The organism is Mycobacterium sp. PO1, from assembly GCF_017312405.1.
Taxonomy (GTDB): domain Bacteria; phylum Actinomycetota; class Actinomycetes; order Mycobacteriales; family Mycobacteriaceae; genus Mycobacterium.
The window spans coordinates 23,412-48,299 of sequence record NZ_BLTG01000061.1 but is presented as its reverse complement, the minus strand read 5'-3'; the positions used below and the strand labels follow the sequence as shown (position 1 = coordinate 48,299).

The 24,888-nt window shown below is 66.0% G+C and carries 21 protein-coding genes and 1 pseudogene; 20 read left to right on the top strand and 2 right to left on the bottom strand.

The features are described 5' to 3' along the window. The first annotated feature begins 17 nt into the window (after positions 1-17). From J3476_RS19590 to J3476_RS28000, 15 genes and pseudogenes are all read left to right on the top strand, one after another. Positions 18-995, top strand: a complete 978-nt coding sequence (locus tag J3476_RS19590; RefSeq protein ID WP_207068032.1) for a metallophosphoesterase — start codon at positions 18-20, stop codon at positions 993-995. Beyond that, positions 992-1,669: a 4'-phosphopantetheinyl transferase gene (locus tag J3476_RS19585; protein ID WP_207068031.1), complete on the top strand. Its 678-nt coding sequence runs from the start codon at positions 992-994 to the stop codon at positions 1,667-1,669. The genes J3476_RS19590 and J3476_RS19585 overlap by 4 nt, the downstream gene beginning before the upstream one ends. After that, positions 1,666-2,559: a tRNA pseudouridine(55) synthase TruB gene (gene truB / locus J3476_RS19580; protein WP_207068030.1), complete on the top strand. Its 894-nt coding sequence runs from the start codon at positions 1,666-1,668 to the stop codon at positions 2,557-2,559. Before J3476_RS19585 ends, truB begins: the two co-directional genes overlap by 4 nt. A gap of 727 nt (positions 2,560-3,286) precedes the next feature. Then, positions 3,287-5,938 carry an Ig-like domain-containing protein gene (locus tag J3476_RS19575; RefSeq protein WP_207068029.1) on the top strand — a complete coding sequence of 884 codons (2,652 nt, stop codon included), beginning with the start codon at positions 3,287-3,289 and terminating at the stop codon, positions 5,936-5,938. 241 nt (positions 5,939-6,179) lie between these two features. Next, positions 6,180-8,819: an Ig-like domain-containing protein gene (locus J3476_RS19570; protein ID WP_207068028.1), complete on the top strand. Its 2,640-nt coding sequence runs from the start codon at positions 6,180-6,182 to the stop codon at positions 8,817-8,819. Between the two features lie 116 nt (positions 8,820-8,935). Next, entirely contained in the window at positions 8,936-9,562 is a 627-nt protein-coding gene (locus tag J3476_RS19565; protein WP_207068057.1) for a TetR/AcrR family transcriptional regulator, read from the top strand. A gap of 138 nt (positions 9,563-9,700) precedes the next feature. Then, entirely contained in the window at positions 9,701-10,891 is a 1,191-nt protein-coding gene (locus J3476_RS19560) for a lipid-transfer protein (RefSeq protein ID WP_207068027.1), read from the top strand. Positions 10,892-10,941: 50 nt separating this feature from the next. Continuing rightward, the gene (locus tag J3476_RS19555; protein WP_207068026.1) at positions 10,942-11,382 is read left to right on the top strand and encodes an SRPBCC family protein; all 441 of its coding nucleotides are present in this window, start codon (positions 10,942-10,944) and stop codon (positions 11,380-11,382) included. 11 nt (positions 11,383-11,393) lie between these two features. Then, on the top strand, positions 11,394-12,260 hold the full coding sequence (locus tag J3476_RS19550) for a MaoC/PaaZ C-terminal domain-containing protein (protein ID WP_207068056.1): 867 nt from the start codon (positions 11,394-11,396) through the stop codon (positions 12,258-12,260). Between the two features lie 47 nt (positions 12,261-12,307). Then, a complete protein-coding gene (locus J3476_RS19545) occupies positions 12,308-13,180 on the top strand; it encodes an SDR family oxidoreductase (protein ID WP_207068025.1) in 873 nt (290 codons plus the stop codon). A 2-nt stretch (positions 13,181-13,182) separates the two neighbouring features. Next, on the top strand, positions 13,183-14,433 hold the full coding sequence (locus tag J3476_RS19540; protein WP_207068024.1) for an acyl-CoA dehydrogenase family protein: 1,251 nt from the start codon (positions 13,183-13,185) through the stop codon (positions 14,431-14,433). Further along, a complete protein-coding gene (locus tag J3476_RS19535) occupies positions 14,430-15,269 on the top strand; it encodes an alpha/beta fold hydrolase (protein ID WP_207068023.1) in 840 nt (279 codons plus the stop codon). Before J3476_RS19540 ends, J3476_RS19535 begins: the two co-directional genes overlap by 4 nt. Further along, positions 15,266-16,906: an AMP-binding protein gene (locus J3476_RS19530; RefSeq protein WP_207068022.1), complete on the top strand. Its 1,641-nt coding sequence runs from the start codon at positions 15,266-15,268 to the stop codon at positions 16,904-16,906. The genes J3476_RS19535 and J3476_RS19530 overlap by 4 nt, the downstream gene beginning before the upstream one ends. Next, positions 16,903-17,352 (top strand): annotated as a pseudogene (locus J3476_RS28205) (SDR family NAD(P)-dependent oxidoreductase); the annotation flags it as partial. The gene J3476_RS19530 and the pseudogene J3476_RS28205, both read left to right, overlap by 4 nt. Before the next feature lie 94 nt (positions 17,353-17,446). After that, positions 17,447-17,749 carry a hypothetical protein gene (locus J3476_RS28000; protein ID WP_286183366.1) on the top strand — a complete coding sequence of 101 codons (303 nt, stop codon included), beginning with the start codon at positions 17,447-17,449 and terminating at the stop codon, positions 17,747-17,749. 18 nt (positions 17,750-17,767) lie between these two features. On the opposite strand, the gene J3476_RS19520 is transcribed toward J3476_RS28000, so the two are convergent. Both J3476_RS19520 and mntR read right to left on the bottom strand, forming a co-directional pair. Further along, entirely contained in the window at positions 17,768-18,199 is a 432-nt protein-coding gene (locus J3476_RS19520) for an SRPBCC family protein (protein ID WP_207068020.1), read from the bottom strand. 9 nt (positions 18,200-18,208) lie between these two features. Continuing rightward, the gene (gene mntR, locus J3476_RS19515) at positions 18,209-18,928 is read right to left on the bottom strand and encodes a metal-dependent transcriptional regulator (protein WP_207068019.1); all 720 of its coding nucleotides are present in this window, start codon (positions 18,926-18,928) and stop codon (positions 18,209-18,211) included. 81 nt (positions 18,929-19,009) lie between these two features. Between mntR and J3476_RS19510 the strand changes: the two genes are divergently transcribed. The 5 genes from J3476_RS19510 to J3476_RS19490 all read left to right on the top strand — a co-directional run bounded on the left by J3476_RS19510 (position 19,010) and on the right by J3476_RS19490 (position 24,884). After that, positions 19,010-19,984 (top strand): bifunctional riboflavin kinase/FAD synthetase, encoded by a 975-nt coding sequence (locus J3476_RS19510; protein ID WP_207068018.1) that lies wholly within the window; start codon positions 19,010-19,012, stop codon positions 19,982-19,984. 200 nt (positions 19,985-20,184) lie between these two features. Further along, positions 20,185-20,454 (top strand): 30S ribosomal protein S15, encoded by a 270-nt coding sequence (rpsO, locus tag J3476_RS19505; protein WP_207068017.1) that lies wholly within the window; start codon positions 20,185-20,187, stop codon positions 20,452-20,454. Between the two features lie 31 nt (positions 20,455-20,485). Next, complete coding sequence (locus J3476_RS19500) at positions 20,486-20,989, top strand: hypothetical protein (protein ID WP_207068016.1); 504 nt, start codon at positions 20,486-20,488, stop codon at positions 20,987-20,989. Positions 20,990-21,292: 303 nt separating this feature from the next. After that, entirely contained in the window at positions 21,293-23,560 is a 2,268-nt protein-coding gene (locus J3476_RS19495; protein WP_207068015.1) for a polyribonucleotide nucleotidyltransferase, read from the top strand. Then, positions 23,538-24,884: a pitrilysin family protein gene (locus J3476_RS19490; protein ID WP_207068014.1), complete on the top strand. Its 1,347-nt coding sequence runs from the start codon at positions 23,538-23,540 to the stop codon at positions 24,882-24,884. Before J3476_RS19495 ends, J3476_RS19490 begins: the two co-directional genes overlap by 23 nt. Positions 24,885-24,888: the final 4 nt, after the last annotated feature.

The window sequence follows — 24,888 nt, the reverse complement described above, 5'->3', positions numbered from 1 at the left end:
CGGGTGGCGAGCGCGTGATGGGTGCACCAGTACTCTGGTCTGTTGTGACCAGTGACGACCGACGTCCGACGCTGTGGGCGGTCAGCGACCTCCACACCGGGCACACCGGCAACAAGCCTGTGGCTGAGTCGCTGCATCCTGCCTCACCTAAGGACTGGTTGATCGTGGCCGGCGACGTCGCCGAACGCACCGACGAGATCCGGTGGGCACTGGACCTGCTGCGCAAGCGGTTCGCCAAGGTGATCTGGGTGCCGGGCAACCACGAGCTGTGGACCACCAATCGCGACCCGATGCAGATCTTCGGCAAGGCGCGTTACGACTACCTCGTCAACATGTGCGACGAGATGGGCGTCCTCACTCCCGAGCACCCCTATCCGGTGTGGACCGAGGAGGGTGGCCCGGCGACGCTGGTGCCGATGTTCCTGCTCTATGACTACTCGTTTCTGCCGCAGGGTGCGGGCACCAAGGCCGAGGGGCTGGCGATCGCCAAGGAGCGCAACATCGTCGGCACCGACGAATACCTGCTCTCGGCCGAGCCGTACTCCACTCGCGACGCCTGGTGCCGTGAGCGGGTGGCCTACACCCGCAAGCGGCTGGAAGATCTGGACTGGATGACCCCGACCATCCAGATCAACCACTTCCCGATGGTCCGTGAACCCTGTGACGCGATGTTCTACCCGGAGTTCGCGCTGTGGTGCGGCACGACGGCGACGGCCGACTGGCACACCCGCTACAACGCGCTCTGCTCGGTGTACGGACACCTGCACATCCCACGCACCACCTGGTACGACGGGGTCCGCTTCGAGGAGGTCTCGGTCGGCTACCCCCGCGAGTGGCGCCGCCGCAGGCCGTACCGGTGGTTGCGGCAGATCCTCCCGGATCCCAAGTACGCGCCCGGCTATCTCAACGAGTTCGGCGGGCATTTCCAGATCACCCAGGAAATGCGTGATCACGCAGCCAAGGTGCAACAGCGGATCGTGAGCAGGCGGGCATGATCGCCGCCACCCTGCTGGCCGGGGTGCTGCCCGGTTCGATAACCGCCCTGGCGGCCGCCGAGCTGTACACCGACCCCAAGGAACTGGCTCCGCTGCCTGAAGAGGAGCCGCTGATCGCCAAGTCGGTTCCCAAGCGGCGCAACGAGTTCATCACCGTGCGCTACTGCGCACGTCAGGCCCTGGTGGATCTCGGTGCCGACCCGGTCCCGATCCTCAAAGGGGAGAAGGGCGAACCCTGTTGGCCCGACGGCATTGTCGGCAGCCTGACACACTGTGAAGGATTCCGCGGGGCCGCGGTGGGCCGCCGCGAAGAGGTGCGGTCCGTCGGGATCGACGCCGAGCCGCACGACGTGTTGCCCAACGGGGTGCTCGACGCGATCAGCCTCCCCGTCGAACGGCATGAACTCGCCGCGCTGCCCGACGACGTGCACTGGGATCGGGTGTTGTTCTGCGCCAAGGAAGCGACCTACAAAGCGTGGTACCCCTTGACGCGACGGTGGTTGGGCTTCGAGGACGCACACATCCGCTTCGACGTCGACGGGTCCGGACACGCGGGGACGTTCACCTCCCAGATCCTCATCGACCCGGAAGCGCTGTCGGGCCCGCCGCTGACGGCGCTGACAGGTCGGTGGTCGGTGCGCAACGGGATCGCGTTGACGGCGATCGTGCTGTGACAGCGGTGCCTCCGGGCCTGGTGGTGGTCGACAAGCCCGGTGGGATGACCAGTCACGATGTCGTTGGCCGGTGCCGGCGGATGTTCGGTACCCGCAAGGTCGGGCACGCGGGCACACTGGATCCGATGGCCACCGGGGTGCTGGTCATCGGTGTGGAACGCGCCACCAAGATCCTCGGTCTGCTGACGGCCACGGCGAAGTCGTATTCGGCGACGATCCGGCTCGGCGAGACCACGACCACCGAGGATGCTGAAGGCGATGTCGTGCAACGTGTTTCGGCCGTCGCTGTGACCGACGACCGCGTCGCGGCCGCCGTCGCTGCACTGCGCGGCGACATCGAGCAGGTTCCCTCTGCGGTGAGCGCCATCAAGGTGGACGGCAAGCGGGCCTACCGGATGGTGCGCGAGGGACAGAGCCCCGAGCTGGCACCCCGGCCGGTGCGGATCGACCGTTTCGAGGTGCTCGCGGTGCACCGGGATCGCCCAGGCGGGGTCGTCGACGTCGACGTCGAGGTCGACTGCTCCAGCGGCACCTACATTCGCGCTCTGGCCCGCGACGTCGGCGCCGCGCTCGGTGTCGGAGGCCATCTCACAGCGCTGCGGCGCACCCGGGTCGGAGATTTCGGCCTCGAGCAGGCCCGGACACTGGAGCAACTCGCCGAGGCGCCGGAATTGTCCTACTCCCTCGACGAGGCGTGCCTGCGGGCTTTTCCGCGGCGCGACCTCACCGCGGCCGAGGCCATCGACGCCGGCCACGGACGTCCGCTCACGCCGGCAGGCATCTCCGGCGTCTACGCCGCGGCGGCCCCCGACGGGAGCGTGATGGCGCTGTTGCAGGACGCCGGAGCGAAGACCAAGTCGGTGGTGGTGATCCGGCCCGCGACGCTGTAACCGTCGCACCCCCAGTGGCGCGTGCCGGGTCGCGTAATTTACATACACTCCAGTTGGGAATCTGCAGTCTCACTGAGTGGCCTGGCGCGGCAATGACGTGCCCAATCCTGTCCCAAACTCGCTATTTGCGCAGCTGAGGACGTAATTCATGTAGCTATTTTATCGACACTATCGACAATTACTGTGCGTAATGCTTGCTCTGATACAGCGCGATCGGTATGTTAAATGCGATCTACAACACAGCGGCACAGCGAAGTGACCGGTACCACTGCCTGCGGTCCAACGCTCGCCGCATTCCAGGATCGGATTGAGCACCATGACCCATCATCACGAGACCGTTACCCCGAGTCCGACGTCAACCCGGCACCCGGGTGGTGACACGCGGTCGACGCTGCGCCCGTGTTCCGGGGAATCCGGTGTCGACGGTGAACTGACCGGGGTGGATCTCGGCCACGTTTGCAAGCGCACCGTTCAGGTCGGCGGTCTGGCACTAGCGGCATACGTCATGACTGCTCTGGCAGCTGGTCACGGAGTTGCCGCTGCCGACACGGGGGAGACGGGTCGAGTTGCTCCGGCGAGTAGTTCATCGGCGCACAGCGAAACGTCGAGCGCGGACAACGCCGGTAGGGGCTCGGTTGAGTCGACCTCCACCAGCGACGTCGAAGACAGCACCTCCGAATCGCCGCCGGACGGCTCGACGGACAGCGAAAACGACGCGCTCGAAACGTTGGCAGAGGCTGACCTGGCCGCCGAGCTTGACGCCGACACCGACCTCGACGCCGCGACCGAGAGTGATGTCGGCCCCGAGGTCGACCCCGATGTCGACCCCGAGGTCGACATCACCACCGACATCGATGTGGGCACCGATACGGACGTCGACGTCGAGCTCGACGATCGTTCCGGGACTGCACCAGAACCGGATTCAGATCGTGATTCCTCTGGCGACGACTACGCCGGCGTCACCGCCGAGGACCACGAGGTCCAGTCCGACCCTTCAACCGAGCCTGTCGCCGATGCGGAATCGACACTCGTCGGGGACCCCGAGGCGGTAGGCAGGCGCGCGGAAGACGACGCGGAGGTCGGCGCGGTCGATGCCACGGCCAACGCCGTCACTGCACCGACAGCGGCGCAGCCGCTCGACGCCCCGCCGGCCGAGGTCGCCCTCGGCCCAAATGCAACCCCGGAGCCGACGCCCCCGGCCCCGGCACAGGCCACGACGGACTTCTCCCTGTTCGGTTGGGTTCGGCGGACCTTCTTCAACCGTCCGCCGACCGTTCGCTACGACGCCACTCTCAACTCTCAGGACATGACCGACGGCGTGATCACCGGCAATCTCGGCGCCCTCGATCCCGACAGCGACCCACTGACCTACTCGCTCATCAGAGATCCCCGGTTCGGCACGGTCAACATCGACCCACTCACCGGCAATTTCGTCTTCACGCCCACTGCAGCTTTCGCCGAATTCGGCGGAACCGACTCGTTCACCGTCAGGGTCAGTGACAACCGTTTCCATCTGATGTCGTACCTGTTCAAGCGTGACAAAGGCAGGCCCACAGCCAGGATCGTCCTCAGCGTTGCCGCAGTGGGCGATCCTGCGTCGTCACCAGCGTTGGAGCCCTTCGTGGTCGACAAGGTCGTCGAATTCGATCTCCCCGACGGGGTCACTGTCACGGGTGCGGAACTGAGTCCGGACAGCGAACACCTCATCCTCGAGGTGGAGGTCGACGGCAACACGCACATCGCCGTCACGGACCTCGATGGCGGAGGTTACCAATGCATCTCCTGCGGGGTGGCCGACAACACCGCCAAGGCCCGGGCGTTCTACGACAACCAGAGAATCTGGTTCGCCAACACGTCGGGACAGCAATCAGCCGGTGAGCCGCTGGGCGGCGCCGGCGCGATCACCTACTCGGTGCTCGAATGCGAAGGCTCCATCTACGCCTGCCACAACCCGACGGTCAAGAAGGTCAAGTTCCCGTCGGACAAACGCCTTCTCCCCGTGCAGAATCGTGAGGCCAAGCCAGACCCGTTCGGCGAGTACGTGACGTGGACGGAGAACACATTCTTCCGCGGCCCGCGGATGAGCATTGCCAGGCTCGTTCCCACCGCCGACGGATACAAGCTCGTCGATCAGCGAATCTTCAGTCCGCAGTGGCTCGAGAATGCCGACTACGCAGAAGACTTCGCCGACGCCACCCGCTTCTACGAGGGAGCGAGTTGGCACGCCGGTGGCCGCTATCTGAAGTATCAGACCACCTCCACCGGCTTGAACTACGACATCTACCTGTTGGACACGGCTACCGGCGAGCGGCGGCAACTCACCACCGACCTCGACTACAACGAATCCGGCGACATCGCCCCGGACGGGAACTCCATCTATTTCAGCTCCGCTCGCGGTCTGGACCGCATGGACGTGTTCACCGCTCTGGAACGCCCGTCGCTGATCGACAGTGCTGCCTTCCCGCAGATCGGACGGGTGAGTCTGTGGAACAACCGCCGCTCGATGAACGAGCCCTGGCTGATGAATCTCGCCGCGGGTCAGCAGCAGGGCGGCTACTCGGGTCAGCCGATCATCGTCGACCCCGATTGGACGATCCGCGGATGGAGCTGGTTTCCCGACTCCACGCGCGCGGTGATCAACGAGCAACAGCGTCCCGACACCGTGACCCCCGGGGCGCCCGACACCCCCTGGCGAGTCAGCATCATCAGTTTTCCCACCCGCACACCGACGACCCCGCTGCCGCCGGTACACCAAGATCCTGAAGCCATCGCGCGCTGGTCGATACCGGTCGAGGACTACAACCCGATGATGGGCCGGCAGGACACCAGAGTGCTCAGAGGCGCGCATTCCGGAACCGCCACCCTCCGATACAGCGGAATCTTCGCGTGGGGAACCTACTCCGTCACCTACAAGAACTACTCCGACGATGGGAAGACGTTCATCAACGGCACCGAGAAGGTCACCATTCTCAATCCGGTGGGCAACTCGGTGTGGAGCGCTGATCTGACCAGCGAGGGCGAGCGTACCGGATTCTTGAAGGGCAGCATCAAGGTCGGAAAGAAGAATTCGTTCTCCGGAGAGGTCTCCTCCGAGATCAATGGTGTCACCTACAGCGGGGTGCCGACCCAGACCGACTTCCCGGGCGTCAACCAACCCCAGCTGGCCATCTCGCCCTCCGGCGACAGGATTCGCGTGACTGCCACGGTGGCGGAGGACAGTCAGGCCCGTCCTGTGCGCGGTGCCACGGTGACCGTGGGCTCCGTCACCATGATCACCGACGACCACGGCTATGTTCAGATTCCCTTCGGTGCAGGAGATCTCGTCATCGCCACTGCCGGCGGCTTCCAGGGCGCCAGTCATCAGGTTCCTGGTCCGTGATGACAGCCACGACCTGACGCCCCGGATCAGACGCGCAGGGTCGGTCCAAGAACCCTCGGACCATCGAGGTGACTTCGAGATCGTGAGAGCAATGTCCCTGCACAGTCGTCACCGCCATCCACCGAACGTGAGAACGCTGTTTCTCGAGAATCAGTGAAACATCCACTTCAAGTGGACAAGCCACATCGATACCGGATAACAGAATCGACCTCAGTGTCACCGACCATGTGATGGAGACAACATGTCAAACACCCCCAACGACGACGCTCCGCTCGACGGTTCATCGAAGGGTGAGCAGGAGTCAAAGCTGTTCGACACACTGGCTTTTGCGGTCCGCTGCGGTGGAATTGCGGCAGCCATGGCGATCGCAGCCTTGGTGACCACCGGCTATGGGTACGCGGGCGCCGATACATCCGTGACCGGGAGCTCCGACGCCGCGCAGACTTCCGAGCGTGCGAGCGATTCCGGGAACGCGCCCGGCTCGGGCCTCGACAACGCGGAAACCCCCGGCTCGGCCGAACAAGACTCGTCTGATCGCGACTCCGATGGCCAGGACGCCGAGGACGACGCACCCGAGATCGACGGGATCGAGGACGCCGATGAGCCTGGGGACAGTCACGAGATCGATCAGTCCGACGAGGTCGGCGACAGTCACGAGGTCGAAGTCAGTGACGAGAGCGACGACGGTGCCTCTGAGGGCGACGACACGACGACCCTCGACGATGAACCGGGGACCTCTGAGCACTCTGAAATCGTCGATGCTGTGGCGGCATACGCCACGGTCGTTGACGGGTCGGAAGTTCCTCTCGTCGACATCCCGGTGGTGTTGGCAGAGGAGGAAGCAACTGAGACCGGCGGCGGACCCACGACATTCCCCAGCCGAGCCGCACAGGGAGTATCGCCGTCCGCCGACGAAGTGCTTGCCGATGACCCCCGATCCGCGGAAGGGGGCAGTCAGTCTGACGTCGTCTCCGTCACGTACCTGACGAACCCCGGTGTCGGCGGGCCCCTTGCGAGCCAGATGGTTGACGAACCCGTGCAGACGCTGTTCGCCTGGTCGTTGCTCGGCTGGGTCCGGCGCAACTTTTTCAATCAGGCCCCGGTGCTCGACTACGACCCGTCGTCGAACGTGCAAGGGCCATTGGGTGTGATCACCGGTGATCTCGGTGCCACGGATCCAGAGGGAGACACCCTGACCTACACCGTGATTGCCCGGCCCAAACACGGCACGGTGGTGATCGACGATGTCACGGGAACGTTTGTGTATACGCCGGACCTGGAGTATGCGATGGGCGGCGGTGTCGACTCCTTCCGCGTGCGTGTGACGGACGGCAAGCTCAACCTGCTGCATTTTCTACGTCCCGACTTCGGTATGCCCCGCTTGACCGTCGGCCTCGACGTGCAGAGCATTCAGCCGAGCGCCGACCGATTCGTCGTTCCGCTCCCCGACGACGTGGTACAGCCGCAGAATCCCACCTACACCCACGACGGCACGGCGCTCATCTTCCGCGCGACGCCGGCGGGGGCCACTCGAACGGAGATCTATCGGGTCGGCACCGACGGGTCCGGATTGCAGTGCCTGACCTGCGGTCTGGCACCCGAGCTCACCGACAACCTGTCGAAACCCTTCGCCTTCGACGACGGCGAGCGCATACTGCTGAGCGCAGGGACCCAGTCTGACTCCGGTGGTGAGACAGCCGACCACTACATCCTCGAGTGTGCCGGGGGAGTGAATGCCTGCGGCGCGGGCTCCCAGCTGCTCGAGATCACGGTGCCGACCAGCGTTCCCGCGAACGTCGTTGTGATCCAGAAGCAACGGGAGCTGCGGATCGCCCCGGACGGTGTGCACGTCGGCTTCACCCAACTGCTCGGATCGGGCACCGCGACCCAGCTGGTCTCCAGTGTGGGCCGATTGGAGCGGACTGATACCGGTTACGTCATCGTCGATCCCCACGTGGTGTATGTGGGCGGAGAGCTGAAGAACTTCACCTCCGACGGCAAGGGCGTGATGGTCACCGATTTCTCCGGGAAGTACGAAGCGGGAAATGCCGACAACGTCCTGATAGATCTGGCCGACGGCACAGTCACGCGCTTGACGACCAACTTGGACTACGACGAATCGGTCGATATGTCCCCGAACGGCCGATGGCTCGCACTCGGCAGTTCACGCACCTTGGACTATCTCACTCCGATGTCGCAGATCACACGGCCGACCTTCGTTCCGGCATACGTCGTGTTTCCGACCTTCCAGGCCAAGAAGGGCTCGTTGAACCAAGCGTGGGTGATCTCGGTCGAGGACGAGCTGGCCGGTGAGAACGGCATCTTCGTGGGGGACCCGAGCGGCGCGTACAACTCGGTACCGGTAGCGAACTGGAGTGCCGATGGCACAGCCGTCACCTTCTGGGAACGCAGCAAGACCGACCCTTCCGACACCAGGTTGGTTGTCGCGACGTTGAACAACATCGACGGCGGAACCCGCCCCGCCGATGTTTCCACTCCGGACTCTTCGGGGTGGGCGCAACCTCTGTCATCGGTGGTCGTGAAGGCGACCCCCACCGAGGCGTCCCGGGCCGGCAGAGTCGGCGGCAGCGCGGTGGTGACGACATCGAAGGCCGGGAACCTCACGACAACGACGGTGACGTACACGGACTTCGAAGACGAGCAGGGCCTCATCCTCAACGGAACCGAGACGACGGTGACCAACGCGACGTTGACGAACATCACCTACAGTGCAGACATCTCGGTCACTGGTGGTGACGGCAGTGCGCGTGGCTACCTCCGCGCGGACGGGGTCAAGATCGTCAATCAGCTCTCGCTGACCGGCACCATCGAGTCGTCGCTCGACGGGAATGTGTTGGTGATGGGTTCGGCGCCACAGTGACCGCCTCGCACCGACGCGCCCGTCCCGCCGGATCGTTGGCCCCGCACCCGCCGGCATGTAGTCTGAACCAACCTTCCGGGCAGGTGGTAAGCCCGGCGGATGGGAAGGCTTGCGGGATGCCGACGGGAGTGGGGCGCACGAGGCGGACCCAGGCAGAACGCACCGCGGCGATGCGCACGCGTCTGCTCGATGCCACGGTCGAGTGCCTGGTCACCTACGGCTACGCCGGAACCACGACCCCCCGGATCGCCGAGATCGCCGGGGTGACGCGTGGGGCGCAGGTCCACCACTTCCGCTCCAAGGAAGATCTCGTCGTCGCCGCCATCGAGCATCTTGCCGAGCAACGCATCCAGACCGCGATCAGGCAGAACGGCCGGCTGCTTTCCAGTGCTGACCCGGTCGCCAGTGTGCTGGAGTTCCTGTGGGAGTCGCACCAGGGTGACATGCTGGTGGCGACCATCGAGCTGTGGGTGGCCGCGCGTACTGACGAGGTCCTCGCGCGCGAGGTCGCACGTGTGGAGCCCATGGTGAACAGCACACTGGTGACGGCTATCGATCAATTGGTTCCAGATGCTATGTCGCGCAAGAAATTACGCAATGCCATCTTCACCGCGATGGACGCGCTGCGGGGGATACTGATCGTCAGTTTCGTCGATCGTGACCTCGTGGAGGCGCGGCGGCGCTGGGACCGTGCGTGTGTCGACCTGCGCGTGGTGTTCGACGCGGCGCTCGCCGCTTCCTGACTCCAAGCAGCGCTTCCCCTCGTCTCCTCTCTGGCTACAGGCGATCCCGGCAACTGCTTGCCTACATACATGCAGGCAAGTATGTTTGTTTCTTGACGCGCCCCAGCGGCGCCCAGGCGAGTGATCGAAAGGATGAAGATGCCGAATCGAGTGTTCGTGGTCGGTGTGGGCATGACGAAGTTCGAGAAGCCCGGTGCGCGGGAGGGCTGGGACTACCCCGACATGGCGCGGGAAGCCGGCACCAAGGCACTCGACGACGCCGGCATCACGTACCGCGACGTGCAGGAAGCCTACGTAGGTTACGTGTACGGCGAGTCCACGTCGGGCCAGCGCGCCGTCTACGAGCTGGGCATGACCGGTGTACCCGTGGTGAACGTCAACAACAACTGCTCAACCGGATCCACCGCTTTGTATCTGGCCGCCAAAGCGATTCGAGGCGGACTGGTCGACTGCACGCTCGCGCTGGGGTTCGAGAAGATGCAGCCGGGATCCCTGGGTTCCACCTACGACGACCGCGCGCAGCCGATGGACAAACACTTCCTGGCCCTGGCCGAGATCTCGGAAGTGTTGTTCCCACCTGCGCCGTGGATGTTCGGGGCGGCCGGCCGCGAACACATGCAGAAATACGGCTCCACCGCAGAGCATTTCGCCGCGATCGGCTACAAGAACCACAAACACTCGGTCAACAACCCGTACGCGCAGTTCCAAGAGGAGTACACCCTCGATGACATCCTCGCGGCGAGGATGATCTACGACCCCCTGACCAAGTTGCAGTGCTCACCGACCTCGGACGGATCCGGCGCAGCGATTCTTGCCTCGGAAGACTTCGTGACCCGGCACGGCCTTGCGGACCGGGCCGTCGAGATCGTCGGCCAGGCGATGACCACCGATTTCGCCGACAGCTTCGACGGCACCTGCAAGGCCCTGATCGGGTACCACATGAATGTCGCTGCCGCGCAGAGCGTCTACCAGCAGAGCGGGCTCGGCCCGGACGATTTCCAGGTCATCGAACTGCACGACTGCTTCTCGGCCAACGAACTGCTGCTCTACGAGGCGCTGGGACTGTGCGGAGAGGGCGAGGCTCCCCGGCTCATCGACGACAAGGACACCACCTACGGAGGCCGCTGGGTCGTCAATCCCTCGGGCGGACTCATCTCCAAGGGCCATCCGCTGGGAGCGACAGGTCTTGCCCAGTGCGCGGAGCTGACCTGGCAGCTGCGTGGCGACGCCGACCGACGCCAGGTCGACGGCGTCACCGCGGCACTGCAGCACAACATCGGCTTGGGCGGCGCGGCCGTCGTCACGGCCTACCAACGCGCCGAACGCTGACGCCGCAAGCCTCATCGACAGTCACATCTCGACAAGAAAAGGAACACATCATGGGACACATCGAAGCCACTCGTGACCTGGGCGCAGCCCCCGACGAGCTCTGGGCCATCATCTCGGACCCGCAGACGTGGGACCGCTGGTTCACCGTTCACGACAAGTGGCTCGAAGAGCCGCCTGCCACCCTGACCCCGGGTGCGCGCCTGACCGCGAAGATCGTCATGCTCAACATGGCGAACAAGATCGAATGGTCGGTCAGGTCCGTCGATGCGCCGACCAGCCTTGCTCTCGGAGGAACCGGAATGGCCGGTGTGAAGGCCGATTTCACCTTCACCATCGAGCCGCTGGGCGCCGGATCGCGATTCACGGTCTCCGGAGACTTCGAGGGTGCGCTTGTCAAGGGCGCGCTGGCGAAGGCGGTGGAGAAGGACGGCATGCGGCAATTGGACAAGACGCTCACCCAACTCGACGAACTCGCCTCGGCGGCGGTGTGACTGTGACCAGCATGCAGCAGGACCTGGCGTTCGACGACAGCGGTCTCGACAGCTGGACCGAGGACGACCGATTCGAGGTGACCCGCGAGCGGATCGCGGAGTATGCCGCAGCCACGAACGATCCCATCCCGGCTCATCGCGACGGCGACATCGCCCCGCCGGTGTTCGCGATCGTGCCGGTGTTCGAGTCGATGATGATGCCGACGGTGGATGTGCTGCCGGTCGAACTCGTTCCCCGCGTCGTACACGGTGAGCAGGACTTCATCTTCCACCGGCCGATCAGACCGGGAGACAAACTGGTCTCCCGCGGCAAGATGGTCGGGTACGAGGGGCTGGACAACGGTACACGCGCCGCGATCCTTGTCGAATGCCGCACTGAAGACGGCGAATTGGTCAACGAACAGTACGTCACGTGTTTCGTGCGCGGATTCAATGCCGGTAAGTCCGTCGGTGTCCTCGCGCCGCCACACAAGTTCGACGAGGCGCTGCGCGAACAGTCGCCCGTGGCGGAGGTGATCCAGCACGTCGACGAAGATCAAACCTTCCGGTATTCGCCGGCCTCCGGGGATCCGATGCCGATCCATCTCGACGAGGAGGTGGCACGCGACGCCGGCCTGCCCGGCATCATCGCCCACGGACTCTGCACCATGGCGTTCACGTCGTGGGCGGTACTCACCGAGGTCGGCGGTTCGGACGTGACACGGCTCAGACGTTTTGCGGTGCGCTTCTCGAAGATGGTGTTGCCCGGCGACGACCTGCACACGACGATCTGGCGTAAGAGCCGAGGCGCGGGCATCACGACCTACGCATTCGAAACCACGCGAGCGGGCGGTCAGGAGAAAGCCATCACCGACGGCTGGGCCGACATCGCCGACTGAATCGAACCGACCGACAACCACTGACAACGCTGACAGGAAAGAACATCATGGGAATGCTGGATGGCCGGGTTGCTGTGATCACCGGCGCAGGACGCGGAATCGGACGCGAGCATGCGCTGCTGTTCGCCGCCCAGGGCGCCGCGGTCGTGGTGAACGACCTCGGTGGGAGCAACACCGGTGAAGGAAAGGATGCGGGCCCCGCGCACGAGGTCGTCGCCGAGATCACCGACCGCGGCGGCCGCGCCGTCGCCAACACCGACAACATCGCCGACTGGGCGGGTGCCAACCGCGTGGTCCAACAGGCGATCGACGAGTTCGGGCACCTCGACGTGCTGGTCAACAACGCCGGCATCCTGCGCGACGCATTCATCGCAGGTATGACCGAACAGCAGTGGGACGCCGTGATCAACGTCCACCTCAAGGGGCACTTCGCGATGCTGCATCACGCTGCCGAGTACTGGAAAAGCCAATCCAAGAGTGGGCAGCAACCGGTCGCATCGGTGATCAACACCGCATCGGGCTCGGGGGTGACCCTACCCAATGCCGGCCAGGCCAATTACGGTGCGGCCAAAGCCGGTATCGCTGCGCTGACGTTGATAGCAGCGGAGGAACTCGAACGGTACGGCGTACGGGTCAATGCCATCGCCCCGATCGCGCGCACCCGGCTGACGTTGGCCACCCCCGGGATGGGTGCGCTGATGGCTGAACCGGCCGACGGTGAGTTGGACCTTTTCTCGCCGGCCAACATCTCGCCGCTGGTCGGCTATCTCGCCAGTGACAAGTGCCCGATCACCGGAAAGGTCTACGCCGTTCAGGGCGGCGCGATCTCACTGCTTCAGGGTTGGCACGACGTCGACACGATCGAGACCGACAAGATCTGGGAACTCGACGACATCGCCGCACGGCTGCCGGGGGCGTGACCGTGTACGAATGGTCTGACACCGACATCATCATGCGCGACACGGTGCGAGAATTCATCGCCAAGGAGATCCGCCCCCACCTCGACGATCTCGAAACCGGCGCGATCTCGCCCTATCCCTTCGCCCGGAAGTTGTTCAGCGAATTCGGTCTCGATGTGATGGCCGCCGAGGCAGTGAAGACGATGCTGGACAAGCAACGAACGCGCCAGGCATCGGAGACGACGTCGGAGCGGCCGGCCAAGGCCGACGGCATCGGTGAGATCGGTGCACAGGCGTCGATGGCTGCGGTGCTGATATCCGAGATCGCCGGAGTCAGCATCGGCTTGTTGTCCACCATCGGGGTGAGCCTGGGCCTCGGTGCGGCGACCATCATGAGCCGTGGCACCTTGGCTCAGAAAGAGCGGTGGCTGCCGGAGTTGATGACGCTCGACAAGGTCGCGGCCTGGGCCATCACCGAACCTGATTCGGGCTCGGATGCGTTCGGCGGGATGAAAACCAACGTGAAGCGGGATGGTGCGGACTATCTGCTCAACGGTCAGAAGACTTTCATCACCAATGGTCCCGACGCCGATGTCATCGTCGTCTACGCCAAGCTGATCGACGACAGTGGCACCGATGCGCGCCAACGACCGGTGCTGACCTTCGTTCTCGATGCAGGAATGGCAGGGCTGACCCAGGGGCGGCCGTTCAAGAAGATGGGCATGATGTCGTCGCCGACGGGTGAACTGTTCTTCGACAACGTACGGCTCGGGCCGGATCGTCTGCTCGGTGAATCCGAACAGCACGCCGGCGGAGACGGGCGTGACAGTGCCAGGGCGAACTTCGCGGCCGAACGGCTCGGCGTCGCTGTGATGGCGCTCGGCATCATCAACGAGTGCCATCGGCTGTGCCTCGACTACGCGGCAAGTCGCACCCTCTGGGGCAAGAACATCGGACAGTTCCAGCTGATTCAACTGAAGTTGGCCCGGATCGAGATCGCCCGGATGAATGTCCAGAACATGGTCTTTCAGACCCTCGAGCGTCTCGCCGACGGGAAGATGCCGACTCTTGCGGAGGCGTCGGCGATCAAGCTGTATTCCTCCGAGGCCGCCACCGAGGTCGCGATGGAGGCAGTCCAACTCTTCGGCGGCAACGGATACATGGCCGAATACCGTGTCGAGCAGCTGGCCCGCGATGCCAAGTCACTGATGATCTACGCGGGCAGCAACGAGATCCAGGTGACCCATATCGCGAAGGGACTGCTCGCGGGATGATCACCGAGACCCGTCGGCGGTTCGGCGGGTTCGGGACGCGCGTGCTCGAGGTGCCGGGCGAGTCCCCGCCCGTCGTGTTGCTGCACGGTTATGCCGATTCTGCCGACACCTGGATGCATGTCCTGCGCGGCTTCGGTGAGGCGGGGCAACGCGCCGTGGCGGTCGATCTGCCCGGATTCGGCCAGGCAGGGGCACGCGCACCCGGACCCCTCGTCGACCAGTTCGACACGTTCGCTCGCTCGCTGCTCGATGACATGGGACCTGCGGTCCTGGTGGGCAACTCGCTCGGAGCCGCCACTGCGGTACGTGCAGCGAGTCGTCAGCCGGACAGGGTGGCGGGCCTGGTGGCGCTCGACGATCCGGTCAATGCCCGTCATTGGCTGGCGCGGCTGGCTCGTCTGCGTCCGGTACCCGCCTCGGTGTGGAGCGGGGTGGCCCGGATCCCGGTGCCGGCCCCGGCGGTGCGTTGGGCGACCGGCATGGCCACCAGACGGATCCTCTACGGTCCGGGAGCCGTCGTCGACCCCGGGGTGGTGCGCCGCTGGTGTGAGTCAGCTGCCGCACCCGGGGCGTTGGAAACCTTGGGCCGGTACGCCTTCCAATATGCCGTCGAGACCGACGGCGGGCACCGAGAGGTGGATGTGAGCTGTCCGACGGTGATCGTGCACGGGGCGCGCGACCGGATCATCCCGGTGCACGCCAGTCGGATTCTGCACCGACAGATCCCGGGAAGTGACCTGGTGGTCCTTCCCCGGTCAGGACATTGTCCGCAGCTCGACGATCCCGCCGCGGTCGTGCGGTTGACGATGCGATTACTGGAGAAGATCAGACGATGACTGTGGGGGAGAACATCTCCCGCACCATGGATATGGTGCGGGCGGCGGCGGTGCTGGTCCGACGGGGGATGGTGCAGCCGACCCGTCCTCGAGATGTCCTGAGAGCTGCCCGGGCGTTGCGCCGGTTCGGCACGTTCGGTGGGTTGGCCCACTACACCGCGGCACGATACGGGGCGCGTCACGCGCTGAGCGACGACACCATCCAGCTGTCCTTCAGCGAGGTGGATGAGCAGTCCAACGCGCGGGCACAGACGCTGGCGAACCTCAGGGGTACCGGCGCGGGCCCTGATGAACGCTCGCGCGAGGAGCCGACCGTCGTAGGTCTGCTACGGCGAAGCAGCGTCGACTTCGTCCTGGATCTGGCTGCGGCGAACAAGGCTGGAGTGCGGACTGTGCTGCTGAACGTCGGCTTCGCCGGCCCCCAACTGGCCGACGTCTGTGCCCGTGAGCGCGTCAGCGCCGTACTGGCCGACGACGAGTTCGCACCGCTACTGAGCGAGTTGGATCCCGGGATCGTGCAACTGGTGGGTTCCGGGATCGTCGAACTCGCGGCAGGTCGGTCGGTGTCGGCGCCGGCCCCGCCGGCCCGGCCGGGCGGCCTGGTTCTCCTCACCAGCGGTACCACCGGTGCGCCGAAAGGAGCTCCGCGAGAACGCATCAGCCCGCTGCAGTCGGCGCAGCTCCTGGATCGGATTCCGTGGCCGCGCGACAGCGCCTACGTCGTGGCCGCACCACTGTTCCACGCCACCGGGCTCGCCACCTGCTCGCTGGGATTGGCACTGGGCAACCAGGTGGTGTTGCGCCGTCGCTTCGATCCCCGAGACACGGTGCACGCGATCGACGTTCATCACGCCAAGGCGTTGGTCGTCGTCCCCACGATGCTGTCACGTATCCTCGACCTTCGCCCCGAGGTTCTGCACGGCTTCGACACCTCGTCCCTCGAGGTGGTCTTCACCGCCGGATCGTCGTTGTCGCCGGAGCTGTACCGACGGGCCACCCGACTCTTCGGCGACGTCGTCTACAACCTCTACGGCTCCACAGAGGTGGCCACCGCGGCGGTCGCCACCCCAGCCGAGCTTCGGCGTGCACCCGGCACCGTGGGTCGCCCGCCGGTCGGGTGCACCATCGCCGCCTACGACGACTGCGACCGGCGCATCACCGATCCCGACACCGTCGGCACGATCTACGTCTCCAGCGGACTGAGCTTCGGCGGCTACACCGACGGCCGGCACAAGAAGAGCCTCGACGGGCTGCTCTCCAGCGGTGACACCGGACACTTCGACGACGAGGGTCTGTGGTTCATCGACGGACGCGATGACGAGATGGTGGTGTGCGGAGGAGAGAACGTCTACCCACTCGAAGTCGAGAATGTCCTCGCTGAAGTACCGGGCGTCCGTGAGGTCGCTGTCATCGGGATTCCTGACCCCGATTTCGGAATGTGTCTGCGGGCATTCATCGTCCGCAGCGACGAAGCAGGTGCCGAGGCCGCGCCTGATGCGGATCGGATCCGCAGCGCAGTGCGATCGCGGCTGGCCCGGCACAAAGTACCTCGAGATGTGGTTTTCCTGGAGGCTTTGCCGCGCAACGAGACCGGCAAGGTTCTCAAGCGGGCCCTGGTGGATATGGAGAAGTCATGAGATGGCGATCTGGTGGCAGGGTGCCGAGACCGTCGACGCTCACCGGGCAGGTCGTGGCCATCACCGGCGCGGCGCGCGGGATCGGGGCCGCCACGGCGCGCGCCTTCGTCGCGGCCGGGGCTCGGGTGGCCATCGGCGACATCGACGCTGAACTCGCGCAGCGCACGGCCGCCGAGATCGGTGCGATAGCGGCCGGCGTCGACGTCACCGACGACCACAGTGTCGGTGCCTTTCTCGACGACGTCGAGGAACGGCTCGGAACCCTTGACGTGATGGTGAACAACGCCGGGATCATGCCGGTGGTCGGCGTGCTCGACGAGACGGCGGAGTCTGTACGCCGCCAACTCGCCGTGAACGTGGCCGGCGTGATCCACGGGACGCGGCACGCCGCACGGCGGATGGTGCCGCGTGGCTCGGGCCGGGTGGTCAACGTGGCGTCCGCCGCCGGCCGCATGGCGTTCGGGGGAGTGGCTACCTACAGCGGAAGCAAGTTCGCGGTGGTGGACCGAGGCTGCCGCGCTCGAACTTCGCCGCAGCGGTGTGGAATTCACGTGCGTGCTTCCCGGGGTGGTGAACACCGAGCTCACCAGCGGGCTCCACGACCACTGGTTGCTGCGTTCCTGCGAACCCGAGGAGGTCGCCGCGGCGACGGTGCAGGCCGTCCGGCGCGGTCGGCGCACCGTCTACGTCCCTGGTCGGCTCCGCGCGATGTCCTGGGGCTACGGGATGTTGCCCAGCGCCGCGCGCACCCAGATCATGGCGATGATGGGTGCTGATCACCAGATGCTCGACGGGGACGCCGAAGCCCGCGCCGGATACACGACCCGCATCGACACCCGATGAGTCCTGCGACGCGGGAAGTCAGCAGTACAACCGCTCGAACTCCCGGATCGACTTGTCGATGTCGCCTTTGACCGCCCGCGCCGCCGCCGAACCGATCGGTCCGAACAGCGGCGCACCACCGAGGTCCATGCGGACGGTGAACGTGCAGCCCTCGTCGGTGGAGTCGACCTTCATCGACAGCGTGTAGCGGGTTCCGCCCACACCCTCACCGCTGACCGACAGCGCCGTCGGCGGATCGAACTGGCGCACCGTCCACGTGACCCGATTGCGCATGCCCTTGGCGCCGGCCACGCCCACGACGGTCGTGCCCACCTCGATCACCTCGGGCACCTCCGAGCGCCAGCCCTGGTGCATGGTCATCCAGTCCCCGAGGCTCGACAGGTCCGACGCGTGGGCCCACGCCTCGTCGGCCGACAGCGGCAAAGAACGCGACATCTCGAGCTTGGCCATTCGAGGATGCTAGGCGATGACCCAGATGGCCTCGGCGGCTGGGCTTCCCAGATCCACCGTGGTCTCGGCCGGCTCGCCCGCACCGTCCGGGACCGGTTGCGTGACCGCGACGGAGATCATGCCGGCGAAATCGCGGCGCGCGACCACCCGCAGGTGCGCGTCCAGGCTGATCCCGACGGTGTCGAAATAGCGCAGCATCTCCGGGTCGGCATCGGAGATGCGCGCGACGGTGCCGGCGTCGCCGTCCTCGCAGACCGACAGCTGACGCGCCGGCGGGGTGGGCACCTGGCCGTCGGCCGCCGGGATCGGGTCACCATGCGGGTCCCGCGTCGGGTGACCGAGCTTGGCGTCTATCCGGTCGAGCATCCGGTCGGAGACCGCGTGCTCGAGCACTTCGGCCTCGTCGTGCACCTCATCCCAGCTGTAGCCGAGCTCGCGCACCAGGAACGTCTCCATCAGCCGGTGCCTGCGCACCATGGCCAGCGCGGCGCGGCGACCGGCGTCGGTGAGCGTCACCGCGCCGTACTTCTCGTGATCCACCAGCCCTTGATCGGCGAGTTTGCGGACCGACTCCGAGGCGGTGCTGGCCGATACGCCGAGGCGCTCGGCCAGCAACTTGGTGGACACCTTCTCGTGTGACCACTCCTGCGCGGTCCAGATGACTTTGAGGTAGTCCTGGGCCACCGTCGACAGGTCGGCGGGGTCGGCGGGACTGCCATCAGGGCTCACAACTGGAAAGTTTAGGCAATCATCACCTGATCTGGGTGGTGCTGATGGGCCGGCGTTGACGGCGGGTCGTAGGCTTTGGCTGTGCAGCGCTGGCGAGGCCAGGGGGAGATCCCGACCGACTGGGGCCGATGTGTGGTGACCATCGGCGTCTTCGACGGTGTCCACCGCGGGCATCAGGAGCTGATCGGTCGTGCGGTGAAAGCCGGCCGGTCGCGCGGCGTGCCCACGGTGTTGATGACCTTCGACCCGCATCCGATGGAGGTCGTCTTCCCGGGCAGTCACCCGGCGCAACTGACCACGCTGACCCGTCGCGCCGAGCTGGTCGAGGAGATGGGCATCGACGTGTTCCTGGTCATGCCGTTCACCTCGGATTTCATGAAACTCACCCCCGAGCGCTACGTCCACGAACTGCTCGTCGAACGCCTCCACGTCGTCGAGGTCGTGGTCGGCGAGAACTTCACGTTCGGCAAGAAGGCGGCGGGCAACGTCGAGTTGCTGCGCAAGGCCGGCGAGCGCTTCGGCTTCGCGGTGGACTCGGTGAATCTGGTGGCCGAACATCACCGCGACGAGACGGTGACGTTCTCCTCGACCTACATCCGCTCGTGCGTGGATGCCGGTGACATGGTCACCGCGGCAGAGGCCCTGGGGCGCCCGCACCGGGTGGAGGGGGTCGTGGTGCGTGGCGACGGTAGAGGCAAGGTGCTGGGCTTCCCGACGGCCAACGTCGCTCCGCCGATGTACTCGGCGATCCCCGCCGACGGTGTCTACGCAGCGTGGTTCACCGTGCTGGGCCACGGCCCGGTGGTCGGCAGCGTCACCCCGGGCGAGCGCTACCAGGCGGCCGTCTCGGTCGGCACCAACCCGACGTTCTCCGGACGTACCCGCACCGTCGAGGCCTTCGTCCTGGACACCACCGCCGACCTGTACGGCCAACATGTGGCGGTCGACTTCGTGGCCCGCTTGCGGGGCCAGGAGAGGTTCGACTCGGTGGACGACCTGGTGGCGGCGATGGGTGCGGACACCGAGCGCGCCCGGACCATCCTGTCTGCCCACTGACTCGCGGGTTCTGATGCGCGGCCCTGTCTGCGTGGCCCGCCGCGGTGTCGGTCTGCGCGGCCCGCCGCGGTCGATTCGGTGGCACCGCAATCCGCTGCTAAACTCCCTGCCGACCCGGCGCGCGCTGCAGTTCGCGGTGGCCGTGCCCCCGGAGTTCCCTCCGGATTCGTGAACGCGGACCGAATTGATGGAGTTGTTTCGTGGCGCTTTCTGCCGACCAGAAAAAAGAGATCCTCGGCCAGTACGGCCTGCATGACACCGACACCGGCTCGCCGGAGGCCCAGGTGGCGCTGCTGACCAAGCGCATCATCGACCTCACCGAGCACCTCAAGATGCACAAGCACGACCACCACTCGCGCCGCGGCCTGCTGCTGCTGGTCGGCCGTCGTCGCCGGCTGCTGAAGTACGTGGCGCAGGTCGACGTCGAGCGGTACCGCTCGCTGATCGAGCGTCTCGGCCTGCGCCGCTGACCTGGGCTGTCACCTGCGCCGGGCCCCAGCAGTGCGAGCCCTGCTCATCGCGTTCGCGACGACCGCAGCGGCAGGTCTGCTGACCGGGTGCTCGTCGTCGACGCCGGCCACGGAGCTCGTCGTGGGGGACTGTGTGCAGATGGGCGGACCCCCCGACCGTCCTGAGGCTGTCGAAGCCGCGTGTGGGTCGGCGGAGTCCAACTACAAGGTGGTGGCGGTGTTCTCCGGCTCAGCCGACACCGCCGAGGCGTGCCCGTCCGATGTCGACTCCTACTATTCGATGCGCGGGTCGTTCTCCGATTCGCGCACCACGGTGTGCCTGGACATCGACTGGGTGGTCGGGGGATGCATGAGCATCGACACCGAGAGTGGGTCGGACCCCGTGCGGGTCGACTGCGGTGACGCGCAGGCGCCCCGACGTCAGCGCGCCACCCAGATCTTGGCCGATGTCGCCAACGCCGATCAGTGCGCCAGCGGCGTCGGCTACCCCTACCAGGAGCGTGCCTTCACCGTGTGCGTGGAGGACGTGACCTGAACCGGAGGGATTAGGGGTTTGCGGTGTACCGGGATGTACCATGGGTGCGTTCGGCTGCCGCAGGCGCGAACAACCGGGTGCGGTCTTCGCAGATCCGCAGGGACCGTTCCCGCGTGACACGACAGGAACCGCCCGATCGCGCGGTCTTCGGTAGTGGCTGCCGGAGAGAACTCCGGCCGCTTCGATCGACGGCCGTCGACGCATCTGGGCTGGGGCTGCTCCGGGTTGACCCGGAGGCGGGACTTCGCGCGTGCCCACGCAAAACAGTTGAATGATGACCCCAGAGAGGCCGTACGGACGTTTATGTCTGTCGTAGAAATTGATGAAGGCGTGTTCGAATCGACCGCCGTGATCGACAACGGGAGCTTCGGCACCCGCACCATCCGCTTCGAGACCGGGCGGCTGGCCCAGCAGGCCGCCGGCGCAGTCGTCGCCTACCTCGACGACGAAACCATGCTCCTGAGCGCGACCACCGCCAGCAAGAGCCCAAAGGACCACTTCGACTTCTTCCCGCTGACCATCGACGTCGAAGAGCGGATGTACGCCGCGGGCCGCATCCCCGGTTCGTTCTTCCGGCGTGAAGGCCGGCCGTCCACCGACGCGATCCTGACCTGCCGCCTGATCGACCGCCCGCTGCGCCCCACGTTCGTCTCCGGGCTGCGCAACGAGATCCAGGTCGTCGTGACGGTGCTGAGCCTGGACCCCAAGGATCTCTACGACGTGTTGGCGATCAATGCCGCCTCGGCGTCGACGCAGATCTCCGGCCTGCCGTTCTCCGGGCCGGTCGGCGGTGTACGGGTCGCCCTCATCGACGGCCAGTGGGTCGCGTTCCCGACCGTCGAGCAGCTCGAGCGCGCCGTGTTCGACATGGTCGTCGCCGGCCGCAAGGTCGAGGAGTCCGATGACGTCGCGATCATGATGGTCGAGGCCGAGGCCACCGAGAACGTGATCGAACTGGTCGCCGGCGGTGCCGGTGCACCGACCGAGGCCGTGGTGGCCGAGGGGCTCGAGGCGGCCAAACCGTTCATCGCGACGCTGTGTGACGCGCAGGCCGAGCTGGCCGGCAAGGCCGGCAAGGAGACCGCCGAGTATCCGCTGTTCCCCGAGTACGGCGAGGATGTGTACTACTCCGTCGCGTCGGTGGCCACCGATGCGCTGTCCGAAGCGCTGGCCATCGCGGGCAAGAACGAGCGCAACGAGCGCACCGACGAGATCAAGGTCGAGGTGCTCGACCGGCTGGCCGAGCAGTACACCGGCCGCGAGAAGGAGATCGGTGCGGCGTTCCGGTCGCTGACCAAGAAGCTCGTCCGCCAGCGCATCCTGACCGATCACTTCCGCATCGACGGTCGCGGCATCACCGACATCCGCGCCCTGTCGGCCGAGGTCGCCATCATCCCGCGGGCGCACGGCAGCGCGTTGTTCGAGCGCGGCGAGACCCAGATCATGGGTGTGACCACGCTGGACATGATCAAGATGGCCCAGCAGATCGACTCGCTGGGGCCCGAAACCAGCAAGCGCTACATGCACCACTACAACTTCCCGCCGTTCTCGACCGGTGAGACCGGCCGGGTCGGCTCGCCCAAGCGCCGCGAGATCGGCCACGGAGCGCTGGCCGAGCGGGCGCTGGTCCCCGTGCTGCCCAGCGTCGAGGAGTTCCCGTACGCGATCCGCCAGGTCTCCGAAGCGCTCGGCTCGAACGGGTCGACGTCGATGGGCTCGGTGTGCGCCTCGACACTGTCGCTGCTCAACGCCGGCGTGCCGTTGAAGGCGCCGGTCGCGGGCATCGCGATGGGCCTGGTCTCCGACGACGTGGAAGTGGAAGGCGGCGGTGTCGAACGGCGCTTCGTCACGCTGACCGACATCCTCGGCGCCGAAGATGCGTTCGGCGACATGGACTTCAAGTGTGCCGGCACCAAGGACTTCGTCACCGCGCTGCAGCTCGACACCAAGCTCGACGGCATCCCCTCCAAGGTGCTGGCCGGTGCGCTGGCGCAGGCCAAGGATGCGCGGATCACGATCCTCGAGGTCATGGCCGAGGCGATCGACGAGCCCGACGAGATGAGCCCGTACGCCCCGCGGATCACGACGATCAAGGTGCCGGTTGACAAGATCGGCGAGGTCATCGGACCCAAGGGCAAGATGATCAACTCGATCACCGAGGAGACCGGCGCCCAGATCTCCATCGAGGACGACGGCACGGTGTTCGTCGGCGCGGCCGACGGGCTTTCGGCGCAGGCCGCGATCGACAAGATCAACGCGATCGCCAATCCGCAGTTGCCCAAGACCGGTGAGCGGTTCCTGGGCACCGTGGTCAAGACCACCGATTTCGGTGCGTTCGTGTCGCTGTTGCCCGGGCGTGATGGTCTCGTGCACATCTCGAAGCTGGGCCGCGGCAAGCGGATCGCCAAGGTCGACGATGTCGTCAAGGTCGGTGACAAGCTGCGGGTCGAGATCGCCGACATCGACAATCGCGGCAAGATCTCGCTGATTCTCGTCGACGAGGACGCCGACACCGAGAAGGCGGACAGCCCGGCTGACGCTCCTGTTGATGCCGCGACCGCCAGCAACTAGAGCGACAGCGCTGCGACGCGGGCGCCGCGGCGAGGACACCACCGCCGCGGTTCGCCGCACCGAACTCCCCGGCGGTCTTCGGGTGGTCACCGAGCACATCCCGTCGGTGCACTCCGCGTCGGTCGGGGTGTGGGTCGGGGTTGGATCCAGGGACGAAGGCCGCACCGTCGCCGGTGCGGCCCACTTCCTGGAGCACCTGCTGTTCAAGGCGACGCCGAACCGCTCGGCGGTGCAGATCGCGCAGGCGGTCGATGCCGTCGGTGGTGAGTTGAACGCCTTCACCGCCCGTGAACACACCTGCTACTACGCGCATGTGCTCGACTCGGACCTTGCGCTGGCGGTCGACCTGGTCGCCGATGTGGTGTTGCGCGGGCGATGCCTGGACGACGACGTCGAGGTCGAACGCGACGTGGTGCTCGAGGAGATCGCCATGCGCGACGACGATCCCGAGGACACCCTCGGTGACGTCTTCCTGTCGGCGATGTTCGGTGAGCATCCCGTCGGCCGTCCGGTGATCGGCAGCGTCGACTCGGTCTCGGCGATGACCCGCGACCAGTTGCATTCCTTTCACGTGCGCCGCTATACACCTGATCGCATGGTGGTCGCGGTCGCGGGCAACGTGGACCACGACGAGGTGGTGAGCCTGGTGCGTGAGCACTTCGGCCCGCATCTGGTGCGGGGCCGCACGCCGGTTCCGCCACGCAAGGGCACCGGCCGGGTCAGCGGTCGTCCGTCGCTGCAGCTGATCCGGCGTGACGCCGAACAGACCCATCTGTCGCTGGGTGTGCGGACGCCGGGTCGGCACTGGGATCACCGGTGGGCGCTGTCGGTGCTCAACAGCGCGCTCGGTGGGGGACTGAGTTCCCGCCTGTTTCAGCAGATTCGGGAGGAGCGGGGGTTGGCGTACTCGGTGTACTCCACGGTGGACACCTTCGCCGACAGCGGTGCACTGTCGATCTACGCCGGGTGTCAGCCCGAACGGTTCGACGAAGTCGTGCGGGTGACCACCGATGTGCTCGCCGAGGTGGCGCGTGACGGCATCACCGCCGACGAGTGCCGCATCGCGAAGGGGTCGCTGCGCGGCGGTCTGGTGCTCGGTCTGGAGGACTCGGGTTCACGGATGCACCGGATCGGGCGCAGTGAGCTCAATTACGGCACGCACCGCAGCATCCCCGACACCTTGGCCAAGATCGAGGCGGTGACGCTCGAGGAGGTCAACGCCGTTGCCCGGCAACTGCTCACGCGCCAGTTCGGCGCCGCTGTGCTGGGCCCGGTGCGCACCAGACGTTCGCTGCCCAAACCACTGCAGACCCTGGCGGACTGAGCCG

What these genes read in the sequence shown, in the direction of transcription:
- J3476_RS19590 (WP_207068032.1), top strand. Translation starts at nt 18, where the DNA reads ATGGGTGCACCAGTACTCTGGTCTGTTGTGACCAGTGACGACCGACGT.
- J3476_RS19545 (WP_207068025.1), top strand. Translation starts at nt 12,308, where the DNA reads ATGGGAATGCTGGATGGCCGGGTTGCTGTGATCACCGGCGCAGGACGC.
- J3476_RS19495 (WP_207068015.1), top strand. Translation starts at nt 21,293, where the DNA reads ATGTCTGTCGTAGAAATTGATGAAGGCGTGTTCGAATCGACCGCCGTG.
- J3476_RS19530 (WP_207068022.1), top strand. Translation starts at nt 15,266, where the DNA reads ATGACTGTGGGGGAGAACATCTCCCGCACCATGGATATGGTGCGGGCG.
- J3476_RS19520 (WP_207068020.1), bottom strand. Translation starts at nt 18,199, where the DNA reads ATGGCCAAGCTCGAGATGTCGCGTTCTTTGCCGCTGTCGGCCGACGAG.
- J3476_RS19535 (WP_207068023.1), top strand. Translation starts at nt 14,430, where the DNA reads ATGATCACCGAGACCCGTCGGCGGTTCGGCGGGTTCGGGACGCGCGTG.
- J3476_RS19585 (WP_207068031.1), top strand. Translation starts at nt 992, where the DNA reads ATGATCGCCGCCACCCTGCTGGCCGGGGTGCTGCCCGGTTCGATAACC.
- J3476_RS19490 (WP_207068014.1), top strand. Translation starts at nt 23,538, where the DNA reads ATGCCGCGACCGCCAGCAACTAGAGCGACAGCGCTGCGACGCGGGCGC.
- J3476_RS19565 (WP_207068057.1), top strand. Translation starts at nt 8,936, where the DNA reads ATGCCGACGGGAGTGGGGCGCACGAGGCGGACCCAGGCAGAACGCACC.
- J3476_RS19550 (WP_207068056.1), top strand. Translation starts at nt 11,394, where the DNA reads ATGCAGCAGGACCTGGCGTTCGACGACAGCGGTCTCGACAGCTGGACC.
- J3476_RS19555 (WP_207068026.1), top strand. Translation starts at nt 10,942, where the DNA reads ATGGGACACATCGAAGCCACTCGTGACCTGGGCGCAGCCCCCGACGAG.
- J3476_RS19560 (WP_207068027.1), top strand. Translation starts at nt 9,701, where the DNA reads ATGCCGAATCGAGTGTTCGTGGTCGGTGTGGGCATGACGAAGTTCGAG.
- J3476_RS19570 (WP_207068028.1), top strand. Translation starts at nt 6,180, where the DNA reads ATGTCAAACACCCCCAACGACGACGCTCCGCTCGACGGTTCATCGAAG.